Here is an 11045-nt window from a genome sequence, read left to right as displayed (position 1 = left end):
GCTCAGTGCTTCATAAAAAATCCGAATAGATGGCTGCAAACCTTAACTTGTCGAAAAGAAACTTCTTGCCAAAAATGGGGCGTCCATAGATGTTAGAGTAAGGAGGCAAAGTGAGTATACTCAAGCTATTAATATCGGAAATTCTGATTGCTCTGCTGATTGGTGCATTGCCATTACTTATAGTAGTTAATTCAAATCCAAGTTCAGATGTTGTAAAAACTCTTTCAGCGCTTAATCCAGGTGATCCTGTAGTTATCTATTTCTTCTATTTGCTTTTATTGCATTTATTCATTTGGGCAATCAACAAGTACATTTTAAAAACCAAAGAACAAGTGTCCAATTTCTTTAGTGCTGCGCATCGGTTTTCACATCAAGTTGGTTTTACAATACACAGTATTTACAGAGCTATTGCAGGGACCATACCAACTGCAATTGGCTTACTCGCATATAAGCATGGTTTTGATAACAGTGCTTTCATTGTAAGCGTTGCCAGTAGTATTCTGGTTTTGGGTTCTCTTTTTATGTGTTGTGTACTTACGTGGTTAAACGAAAAGACGGAACCAAAACAAAAATGGCTCTAATCGGGTAGCCGAGGGTATCTAGCCCTCAGCCCCCACAACACCCTGCATGCGGGTCCGCACAGGGCGTTTCACTCAGGATAGTGAAGCTTAATCCAACCATCTCGTAGCGAGTAAAGTCCCTCGGATTTCAGGTAGTCCAAGGACAGGGCCTGATTAATCCCCGGAGTTTTAGCGCTACGCCACGGTCCTTTGCTGGTAATGCCACACGCAACTGCGGCTTGAACATAAACACCAAGCTTCATCAGATTCCTTACTTTGGTACGTGGTTTTCGCCATTGACGCCAATAAGCCATCCTTACTCTGCGTCGTATCCAATGATCCAGATCGACACAGCGTTGATAGCAGTTGGCAATACCAAAATAATTAATCCAGCCACGTAGATACTGACTGATTTTGAAGAGCTGATATCGCATCGACACGCCCCAGTTACGGTTCGTTAAATGTCGAACCCGCTGTTTAAATTTCTCCAGCGTTTTCGGGTGCCACTGAATGCGCTGTCCTTTAAAGGTAAACCCTAAGAACTTGCTTTCGCTGGTTTTAACGACACGGCTTTTGGTTGTGTTAACGACCAATTTCAAACGGTTTTGCAGGTAATGACTGATACTATTCAGTACACGTTCACCTGCACGCTGGCTTTTGACCAAGATAGTGAAGTCATCAGCATATCGAGCGAATAGGTGACCTCGTTTCTCCAGTTCCTTATCTAGCGGATCGAGCATAATGTTGGCCAAAAGTGGCGATAATGGGCCGCCTTGTGGAACGCCTTCTCGACACTCGCTATAGAGCTGGTTATCGATAAACCCAGCTCGGAGATAACGCTTAATCAACTTCAGAAGCCGTTTATCCTTCACTTTGTAGCCAAGGAACGTCATCAGTAGGTCGTGGTTAACTCGATCAAAGAACTTAGACAGATCAACATCCACCGCAAAGCGGCGTCCCGTTTTGATGATGCTTTGTACCTGTTTAACCGCTTGCTGCCCATTACGATGGGGGCGAAATCCGAAACTATTGTTCGAAAAATCTGGATCGAAGATGGGCGTTAGAACTTGGGCTATGGCTTGTTGGATTACGCGGTCAGTAACCGTTGGAATTCCTAGCTGGCGTTTACCGCCATCAGGTTTATCGATTTCAACACGTCTGACCGGGTAAGGGTAATATTGATCTGTTTCCAGTTCTTGAACCACCCGTTTCCAGTTGCCTGATTTAACCCAATCGGGGAATTCATCAATGGCCATTCCATCAATGCCAGCAGCCCCTTTATTGGCTCGAACTTGTTTCCATGCAACCTGAAGATTATCAGGCTGTAGTACCTGTTCGAGTAGATCTGTACGAAAGGCTGGCTTCATGACAATACGCTGAGTCACGTCCCCACCGTGCGGTGTTCGTGCGTTCAAGTCTGACAAGGCTCCTCCTTTATTCAACTGAGTGTTCAGGCCTTCGCCGTGTCCCATCCATTACGATGGGTGTTAGGCTACTATGCCGTCTGCTGACTTCTGCTTAATCACCCATAGAGTTACCTCTATTGGCGCTATCGGTATCCATCTTGTTCGCTCTCCTTTGTCGATGGGGTCAGAGGAGCCAAGGCACTTCTATACCAGAGCCTCACTGGTTACAAACCGATCGCCTGTTAATCAGATCTCCCCAGATAAGGACATGAACTTTCCCTGCACAACTGCATCATTTACGGTGGCCGTTAAATCACATGGCTTCGTCGTCTTGTGCCAACTCGCCTTCAGCCTACGCCTCATATGATGTTCTTGTTCATCAGCTCGCAGTTTTGCTAGCGGCTTCCTCCAGACCTTCCCTCACGGTTGGGCCCTTGCCATTCGCGAGTAGTTAACATCTAATAACGGTAATAAACCGCTATGGATGGTGACCTTCCTACAGAGGACTTTCACCTCATTAGTTCATGCCCATGCTGGGCGTACACAAGCGGCTGCACCGGACAAATTTCCGCTGTCACCTTTTGTGCAAAAACACGCACAAAAGCCGCCATCAAAAATTTGCTCGGTGAGCCGGGCGTTATACGCTTTATGGAAAATGATCCAAAAAGGACGTTATGAAGTTATCTGAGTTACAAAGTCATATAAAAGAATTCGATTATGCGCCAGAGCAATCTGAACACTATTTTTTAAAACTAATCGAAGAAGTTGGCGAATTATCGGAATCTATTCGCAAAGGCAAAAGTGGGCAACCAACGCTAGATGAGCTCAAAGGTTCAGTCGCAGAAGAGTTATATGACGTTTTGTATTATGTTTGTGCTCTAGCCAATATTCACGGTGTAAACCTTGAGAAAACGCATGAACTAAAAGAAGTTTTGAATAAAGTTAAGTACAACCGATAGGACGCGTATAACAAATTGTTCAAGAGGGATTCAGCACGCGTGGCATTTTTACTATGCGTTGGTTTTAGTGATTAAGGCGGTATGCGGTAGCATCGGTGTTGCGTGCTTCACCCCTTAAACAGGCGTTATGGCGCAGAGCAAAAATCAGCTAAGGGAGTATATGAGCGAGAAAGTAAAAGTAGCCTTGAACTGGCTGAAAAGTCTTTTGGAATCGGAGAGTATCGAATACCAAATTGTCGGTGGTTTAGCGGCAACAATTCATGGTGGTAGTCGTGAAATTGCAGATATTGATCTCTATATCCATAACTCAGATGCAAATAAAATACTTGCTCACGTTGCCCCGTATATTTCTAAACCGCTTACTCACTACTCGGAATATGGCTGGGATTTAGAGTATTTTCAGCTAGTCTATCAAAATCAAAAAATTGAAATAGGCTTGGCTCTCAATACAAAAATCCAGTCATCGTTGGACGGTTCGTGGTACCAACTGGAAATCGACTTTTCAAAGTCAGTAGCCAAAAGCTATCAAGGCATCGAATTACAGGTTATCCCAGTCCACCAATTGGTAGAGTACAAGCGGATATTGGGCAGGGAAGTAGACCTAATTGACATTCAACAACTAGCTTCAAGTTTAGCGCCATAACAAACAATTTAAGAGGGATTCCCAATGCTTGGCATTTTTGGTTCTACTTCAAATTAAGTGTTTATGGCACAATGCTTTAGGTTTGGGTGGAGGCGTTGTTCACCCCTTAATTGGGCGTTATACCCTCTCTCGATCCGTAAACTTTCCGTACAAATTGAATGTGCTTTAAGTTTGCACTATAATCTCTCAAGTTACGGAATGCATCCGTACGTAGGAGGGGTTATGGCAACGGCACGGTTAGATATTCGCCTTGATGAAGAGATCAAGGCAAAAGCCGAAAAGGCATCGGCTTTACTTGGTTTAAAAAGTCTCACTGAATATGTAGTGAGGCTTATGGACGAAGATGCGACTCATGTTATTGAAGAGCATGAAAGTATTACGGTTAAAGACAGTGTCTTTGACGAGTTTATGGCTGCGTGTAATAAAGCAAAAGCACCGAATCAAGCTTTGCTTGAGGCTGCCAAATTTACAGATAAAAGTGGTATTAAGTGAGTTGGGGTAAAGAGTTCGTAGAACTAAGTAAATCAAAGCATGACCGCAACTCATTTGACTGTGGTGAGCAAGAGCTAAACACATTTATCAAAACTCAAGCTGCAAAGCACATGCAAGCAGGCATTAGCCGAACAATGGTTCTACCTAGTGCTCAACCACTGTTAAATCAAAAATTCGCTATTTGTGCATTTTATAGTGTTGCACCGTGTTCAATTAGCCGAGAAACATTGCCAGCACAACTAGCGAAGAAACTTCCCAGGTATCCAATCCCTGTTTTTCTTTTGGCTCAATTAGCTGTGCACAAAGAGTTTCATGACTCTGGGCTCGGAAAGGTTAGTCTAATTCGCGCACTGAAGTACTTGTGGGAAGTGAATCATCACATGAGGGCATACGCAATTGTTGTCGACTGTCTGACAGATTCCACTCAAGCGTTCTATACGAAGTTCGGCTTTGAAGTATTGTGCGAACATAATGGGCGTATTCGCATGTTCTTACCAATGAAAACGGTAGAACAGCTTTTTAATCAATAGGCTACGAATATAATCGGGTAGCCGAGGGTATCTAGCCCTCAGCCCCCACAACACCCTGCATGCGGGTCCGTACAGGGCGTTTCACTCAGGATAGTGAAGCATAATCGAACCATCTCGCAGTGACGTGTTCAAGTAAATACTATCAGTCCAGTTAAGCGACTTTCTGTAATCGGTAAGATTCCCGCTCACAATCATTGGGACTGAATCGGATGATATATGCCCGCCAGAAAATTGAGCATTAAACAATGCGCTTTTTAAGGGATGAAAACTGCAAAGAGTGCGGTAGCATTTTGCCCTCGGCTGAAGTCTTTGGGATATTGTCCAGACACCAATAACCATAAAGCTTTCAGCCGTTTTTGTTTAGTCCTTAGATGAAGTATCCGGGTTAAACGGCAGTAGCCCAATACACTTTTGTTTAGGCAACCCCTTCTTCTTGCAGATTATGAACAAATCCTGACATAAAAGAGCGACCCTGGAAGTACTGCTCAGCACTCATCTTTGTCCGAAAGTCATCAAGATAATCCAGATACTCCTGCCCCCATTCAACCCAAGAGAAGTCATCTTGGGCAAATGGATTTACAAAGCCTTCGTCACCAGGCTCAACCACATTCACCGAACCATCTTTATTGACACTGATATTTGCGGTCAAAACCGACATCATCATGGGGGTCTGGGCCATCATCTTCTCCATCGCCGTCATACCGACTGTGGCCTTCTCCCACGCCGCTACGACATCATCCGGGGTATTTGAATTTGGAAATTGAAAGAGCTTGGCAAGACCGACCTCAGTGAAGGCGTCCTTATTATCATCTAAGCCATCACCACGCATTCGAAGAAGATTGGCTGCTCCTTCTTTACTCATGTCACTGATCATGTCGTCTGTTATTTCATCAGCGAGCCCATGCACCTTCTGCAAGACCGCACGGTCTTCGCGGTTCAATTGCAATAATTGTGACTTGGCATCACCCGTTTTCTGCTCTGCTTGTGTTACTAGTTCTAAAAAGCGAGTCTTATTTTCCTGGAGCTTACCAACATAGTCACTTCCAGCTCCGCCTTCAGCCAGTCCTGCAATCATAGCCTGAAAGCTCTGACCCAACTCGGCTTGACGCTGCTGTATCAGAGCGGTGCGATCAGTTACCTGTAAACTTGAAACTTGCATATCGACTCCTTGAGTTTGCACTAGCTTTGAAAAAATAATCACAAGCAAAATTTACACCAGCAGCAACCATGCTCGATATTGCTGTGATCACAGCATATGACAGGTCCTTATTTTCCGACCGACGTATATACCGGCATGATATTTCCGCTTAATGGTCAGAATACGGTTTACGCCACCGGGAGGGTTTAGTGGCAGGATGCTTTTTAAATTGCCGAATAAAATGAGTGGTATCTATCATACCAACCTGCTCAGCAATCACGCTCACGGGCAAGTCAGTATGTATCAATCGGGCACAGGCCTTCGCCCCACTTTTACTTTTGAGAGGGGCGATTCCAAGGCAATAGACTTTCCAGGTGATCAACACTATTGACTGCTGGTAGATCGGTCATGACATCCATCATATATTCCCACGGTTCCAGACCGTTCGCTTTCGCCGTTTCTATCAGGCTGTACAAGTTAGCACTGGTATGTGCTCCCGCCTGGCTTGTACTGAACAGCCTGTTTTTCCGACCGATCACGAACGGCCTGATCGCATTTTTTGTCAGGTTATTGTCCATGCGAAGATGGCCTGCGTCGCAGTAACGCACAAGCTTGTCTACTGGTTATGCCGGTAGGTAAGCGCTTGACCCAGAGTCGTTTGCGGTGGAGCTTGAGGCAAGGCTTTTCTAACAGCTATGCAGCTCATTGAGGGCTTTCAGGCTACGCTCTTGCCGAATGCTATATTTTTCCTCCGGTGACAGATCCTTGATCTCTTTTTTTATCCGATACAGCTTTTGGATATAGCTCAGCCCCATCTGAGCTTTACCTGCCTTCGCTGTCTGCCCTTTTTTCGGTTTATCCAGAGCTTTGATTGCTTCATCGAACTTGCGTCGTGCATGGGCCCAGCGACTAAGAGCACTCAGGGAAATTCCTAGGCTGTCAGCGGCATGTTGTAAAAACATGAGTTCTCATTTGTTGAGGCTATGTCTTTATCCTTGGCCTTTTATAAAGCTAGATGGACTTTGCCCAAAAAATGCCTTAAATGCTGCGCTGTAAGCACTGTGACTGCTGTAGCCATAGTTTAGGGCAATTTCAGTTATGGGGAGCCCTTCGTTAAGCGCTTCCAGAGAATAGAGTAAACGGGCTTGTTGTCGCCATTTACCAAAAGAAAGACCTGTTAATTGTACAAACTGTCGCTCAAAGGTTTTGGCTGAAATATATAGCTCATTTGCCCATTCCGCGATTGGTCGTGCATCGGTTAAATGGTTTGTAAGGTATTCACAGACGTTGTGGTAGCGAGCTTCTTTGGGCCAAGGCAATAATAGATTGAGAGCGTGGTGTCGTTTTAATTCTTCCAATAATAAATTTACCAATAAATTTGCGTGTCTGTCTGCTCCATAGTCAATGGGCAGTAAGGTGACAGCTTGTATTAATTCTTTGAGTAATGGCGTGACGTTAATAACAGCTGTTTCATTAGGTCGCGTTGAATTAGCTGTGTGCGCTTTGATTAATATGCTGCGCACTTGAGTACGGCTGCGCATGATCACAGAATGCTCTTCACCAACAGCCAGCCATACCGCTCGATTAGGTGGTACCAACCAACGCCCTGCCTGAGTTTCAATCAGCAGTGTGCCTGAAATAGCATACATCAACTGAGCGCTGTTGCTGTGCTGGTGCGAAGTAATAAAGTGCCCTTTTGGATAATCTACAGCTATGCCATGTAGCGGCAGCTTAGATGTTTCAAACAGGTTGAGCTTGTGTTTGTCGGCTACGGACTTACCCATAATTGTCTTTTTGTCTATATAATTTGCTCTATTATAGATATCGAGACAATCAATGAAAACCTAACATGTGGATCGATTTTTGATTGTTAGGGAGTTTACCCATGTTGCTTGACCCCAGTTGTAAGTATATTTCACACCCACCCGTTCAGTTAGCCGATCGTCAGTGGCCTGAACGGACGATTAATAAAGCTCCGATCTGGTTGTCTACCGATTTAAGAGATGGCAATCAAGCATTATTTGAGCCAATGAACCTCAATAGAAAGCATAAATTGTTTCAGACTTTGGTGCAGGTTGGCTTTAAAGAAATAGAGGTTGGGTTTCCAGCGGGTTCACAAATCGATTTTAATTTTTGTCGCCAGTTAATTGAGCAAAATCTCATTCCAGAAGATACTACCCCTATGGTTATGACACAGTTACGTCATGACCTTATTGATCGTACTTTAGAGAGTATGAGCGGAGCACGGCGCGTCATTGTGCATTTATATAATGCAGTGGCACCAGATTGGCGTGAGATTGTTTTTGGGCTATCGGTAGGGCAGGTTGAGCAGTTAGTTCGTGATAATGTTCGATATTTGAAAAGGCGTGTTGCGGATTTTCCAGATACCGAATGGGTGTTGCAGTACTCACCAGAAACATTTTGCATGGCTGAGTTAGAAGTGTCTCTACGGATGTGCCATGCGGCGATGGATGAATGGCTAGAAGACGATACTCAGACTATGATCATCAACCTGCCAACTACAGTAGAAGTCAGCACCGCAAATGTGTTTGCTGATCAAATCGAGTGGATGCACCGCCATTTGCAGCGCCGCCAACAAGTCATTTTATCTGTGCATCCGCATAATGATCGTGGCACAGGAGTCGCTTGTGCAGAGCAGGCCTTATTAGCAGGGGCTGATCGAGTGGAGGGGTGTTTGTTTGGTAATGGCGAACGCAGCGGTAACTTAGATTTGGTTACTATTGCGTTGAATATGTACACTCAAGGTATTTCCCCAGGTTTGGATTTCTCAGACATTTTAGGCTTGGCATTAACGGTGGAAGAGTGCACTGCAATTGCTTTACATCCGCGTCATCCTTATGCGGGGGATTTGGTATTCACTGCATTTTCCGGCTCGCATCAAGATGCCATAGCTAAAGGTTTCAAGCGACAACAAGCCGATGCACTATGGCGCGTTCCTTACTTGCCGATTGATCCTAAAGACTTAGGGCGTACTTACGATGGTGTCGTACGCGTTAACAGTCAATCAGGTAAAGGAGGTATCTCATTTTTGCTGGAGCAAGATTACGGTATACAAATGCCTCGCCGCATGCAGGTGGAGTTCAGCTCAATTGTACAAAAACAAGCGGACAGTGCGGAGGCGGAGTTTTCCAGCCAGCAACTCTGGGAGCTGTTTACTCGCACCTATTTACAGCCCGAGCAAGCCTCTGCTACATACGGTTATCAGCGACACTCCTTATTTGAAACTTCATCAGGACAAGAAATTGTGTTGGATTTAAAGTCCACTCAAGGCAAACATCGGCAAGTAAAAGGGCGAGGTAATGGACCCATCGCAGCAACACTGGACGCATTAGCACAGCAAGCAACTGTATTGTCGTATGAAGAGCGAAACCTAGGGCAAGGTAATGATGCAGAAGCGATAGCGTTGATTGAATTATCTATTGATGGCTTATCCGGCTCGTATTTTGGTGTAGGCATTCATACCAATAGCACAACAGCTTCTATCTTTGCTGTGTTAAGTGCATTAGAAAGAGTAAGCGGTTTTAAATGCAAATAAATTCTATGTATAAAGTAAAATCTGTTTATTGCTCGCAGAGCACGGCGTTAAATGCAATCAATAATAGTGAAATCAAAGAGTAGGGACGTATGAGTATTAATATAAAATGGGATAGTGATTGTCGTTTTAACGTGTCAACTGAAAGCGGCTTTACGTTTAATGTTGACGCTACAAGTGAGAAAGCCCCTTGCCCAACGGAAATTCTATTGTCGGCTTTAGGTTCATGCAGTGCTACGCCACGGCCCTTTGCTGGTGATGCCACACGCAACTGCGGCTTTAATATGAACACCAAGACTGATACTGTTCAGTACACGTTCTCCTGAACGTTGGCTTTTGACCAAGACGCTAATCAAGTCAGAGAGTATGAAAAATCAATCACCAAAATGGGACATCCATAGAATTACTCCTGATTATCAGCAAGTTAAAAGGTAGCAAGCTCTGGAAGTCAAAGAATACTCCATCAATGGTCAGTACTACTCGTATCAAAACCCATAAAGTGAATAACACTTTACCTGCTTAACCATCATATTGCTCAGTGCTTCTTCACCGTGAAAATCGCACTCAGCAATATTAAATTCGATAGCATCACCTTTTCGGATAGTACGCAGGTATACAGGTATTACCGGCATGTCAATGGGTACGCTTTGCTTTATCGCTAATACGGGGTAAAGCAGCTTTTGTTTCGCTAAGGAGTCGAGCTTTTTACCGGACTTGGCCTCAACAACAAATAAGCATTTTTTACCATCGCGCTGACCGACAAAGAGGGCATCTATTTCGACCTGGCCGTTTTGGTGGCCCAACACTGTGGGGCTGTTGTGTAGGGGTTTAAAGTCGAATGAGAAGGTGCTTTGTCCGGTGGCGGGTATGGTTTGTGTCTTCGTGGTTATACCTAAAGCTTTTGGCAACAGGCCAGATGCTAGGGCAAGATTAACCAGTGAGGTTTCTGTCAGGTTGGGCAATAGCTGAAAGGCCAGTAAGTCTTGGGCACTTTCACTGGGGACGAAGGTTTCCACGGGTTGCCCGCTGAATATCTCTTCATCTATCAGGAAGAAGTCGCTCCAGCCGTTTTGCACTTTGGCAAGAGCGAAGTGGGTATGCTTGCTACCCTGTGGGGCACCCAGTCTAAGTACGGTGTAACCGGCTTCTTTCAGCTCAGGGTGCAGGCCAGCGTAGGACTGCACAGAGATATAATCTGCGGTCCTTTTGTTACCTAATCCTTGCTGTTCGATATAAACCTTAAATGATCTTGGCTCACTGACCAGCTGCCCGGATTGCTCCATTTCTTGTATAGCCTGACTGAACATAACGTCCCTGTTTTATCATACGATGCTTAATAACCCTAGATTATCAATGTGTTGAGTAGCCTTAGCAATGCCTGATTACTTTGCGTAGTTGGGTACTTATTCTGATTGGCTTGGTGAGAGTCAGCGTATTTTTTGGTTTATGCGTTGTTTACTGGACAGTGCGAAGTTCTCGATAGAGGAAGCATAAGCTTGACGCCTCTCTAGTTTATGGTCTGGACTTAAATTCACCACAAACCAAAGTCAGGCCAAAAACCAGGAGGCGACTATGAAATTATGGTGGGTGTGGTTTGCCGCTGTCCAGTCTTTAAAATCAGCTTGCTCAAGAAAACGAACATTCTTATGGTTATGCCTCGTTCTTATGGGCTTTACTGTCCGAGCCGATAACGCCGGTGTTTCCAGCTTTATTCGAGCACTATCTCTTAATCCCCGTCATTACCCCTCTCTTCTACACCTGTTT

At 44.7% G+C, this 11045-nt stretch carries 12 protein-coding genes and 2 pseudogenes; 7 read left to right on the top strand and 7 right to left on the bottom strand.

Annotation, left to right across the window (positions count from 1 at the left end; translation table 11 throughout):
• Positions 1-110 precede the first annotated feature (110 nt).
• On the top strand, positions 111-581 hold the full coding sequence (locus tag H579_RS0117975) for a hypothetical protein (RefSeq protein WP_028301827.1): 471 nt from the start codon (positions 111-113) through the stop codon (positions 579-581).
• A gap of 68 nt (positions 582-649) precedes the next feature.
• Here H579_RS0117975 and ltrA read toward each other — a convergent pair whose 3' ends face one another.
• On the bottom strand, positions 650-1945 hold the full coding sequence (ltrA, locus tag H579_RS0117970; RefSeq protein WP_245583302.1) for a group II intron reverse transcriptase/maturase: 1296 nt from the start codon (positions 1943-1945) through the stop codon (positions 650-652).
• Positions 1946-2640: 695 nt separating this feature from the next.
• Between ltrA and H579_RS0117965 the strand changes: the two genes are divergently transcribed.
• The 4 genes from H579_RS0117965 to H579_RS0117950 all read left to right on the top strand — a co-directional run bounded on the left by H579_RS0117965 (position 2641) and on the right by H579_RS0117950 (position 4590).
• A complete protein-coding gene (locus H579_RS0117965) occupies positions 2641-2925 on the top strand; it encodes a MazG nucleotide pyrophosphohydrolase domain-containing protein (protein ID WP_025640084.1) in 285 nt (94 codons plus the stop codon).
• Positions 2926-3085: 160 nt separating this feature from the next.
• The gene (locus tag H579_RS0117960; RefSeq protein ID WP_028301825.1) at positions 3086-3568 is read left to right on the top strand and encodes a putative signal transducing protein; all 483 of its coding nucleotides are present in this window, start codon (positions 3086-3088) and stop codon (positions 3566-3568) included.
• A gap of 222 nt (positions 3569-3790) precedes the next feature.
• Positions 3791-4060, top strand: coding sequence for a type II toxin-antitoxin system TacA family antitoxin (locus tag H579_RS29515; protein WP_028301824.1), 270 nt, complete (start codon positions 3791-3793; stop codon positions 4058-4060).
• Entirely contained in the window at positions 4057-4590 is a 534-nt protein-coding gene (locus H579_RS0117950; protein ID WP_028301823.1) for a GNAT family N-acetyltransferase, read from the top strand. Before H579_RS29515 ends, H579_RS0117950 begins: the two co-directional genes overlap by 4 nt.
• A 415-nt stretch (positions 4591-5005) precedes the next feature.
• Here the strand turns inward: H579_RS0117950 and H579_RS0117945 are convergent, their stop codons facing one another.
• The 5 genes and pseudogenes from H579_RS0117945 to H579_RS0117930 all read right to left on the bottom strand — a co-directional run bounded on the left by H579_RS0117945 (position 5006) and on the right by H579_RS0117930 (position 7512).
• Positions 5006-5749, bottom strand: coding sequence for a hypothetical protein (locus H579_RS0117945; RefSeq protein WP_028301822.1), 744 nt, complete (start codon positions 5747-5749; stop codon positions 5006-5008).
• Positions 5750-5897: 148 nt separating this feature from the next.
• Positions 5898-6113: a helix-turn-helix domain-containing protein gene (locus H579_RS30155; RefSeq protein WP_425411357.1), complete on the bottom strand. Its 216-nt coding sequence runs from the start codon at positions 6111-6113 to the stop codon at positions 5898-5900.
• Entirely contained in the window at positions 6061-6204 is a 144-nt protein-coding gene (locus H579_RS29915; RefSeq protein WP_281167067.1) for a transposase domain-containing protein, read from the bottom strand. Before H579_RS29915 ends, H579_RS30155 begins: the two co-directional genes overlap by 53 nt.
• Positions 6205-6228: 24 nt before the next feature.
• A pseudogene (locus H579_RS28085) lies at positions 6229-6690 on the bottom strand (IS66 family transposase); the annotation flags it as partial.
• 27 nt (positions 6691-6717) lie between these two features.
• Positions 6718-7512: an AraC family transcriptional regulator gene (locus H579_RS0117930; protein ID WP_051227847.1), complete on the bottom strand. Its 795-nt coding sequence runs from the start codon at positions 7510-7512 to the stop codon at positions 6718-6720.
• 101 nt (positions 7513-7613) lie between these two features.
• Between H579_RS0117930 and H579_RS0117925 the strand changes: the two genes are divergently transcribed.
• A complete protein-coding gene (locus tag H579_RS0117925) occupies positions 7614-9284 on the top strand; it encodes a 2-isopropylmalate synthase (RefSeq protein WP_028301818.1) in 1671 nt (556 codons plus the stop codon).
• Positions 9285-9766: 482 nt separating this feature from the next.
• On the opposite strand, the gene H579_RS26360 is transcribed toward H579_RS0117925, so the two are convergent.
• Positions 9767-10588 (bottom strand): DUF6997 domain-containing protein, encoded by an 822-nt coding sequence (locus H579_RS26360; RefSeq protein WP_211224748.1) that lies wholly within the window; start codon positions 10586-10588, stop codon positions 9767-9769.
• A 265-nt stretch (positions 10589-10853) separates the two neighbouring features.
• Between H579_RS26360 and H579_RS29505 the strand changes: the two are divergent.
• Positions 10854-11045, top strand: a pseudogene (locus H579_RS29505) (IS4-like element ISCku4 family transposase); the annotation flags it as partial.

It is taken from the genome of Oceanospirillum beijerinckii DSM 7166, from assembly GCF_000422425.1.
In the GTDB taxonomy this organism is placed as follows: domain Bacteria; phylum Pseudomonadota; class Gammaproteobacteria; order Pseudomonadales; family Halomonadaceae; genus Oceanospirillum; species Oceanospirillum beijerinckii.
The sequence above is the reverse complement of the archived record's forward strand: the minus strand, read 5'-3'. Positions and strand labels throughout refer to the sequence as shown.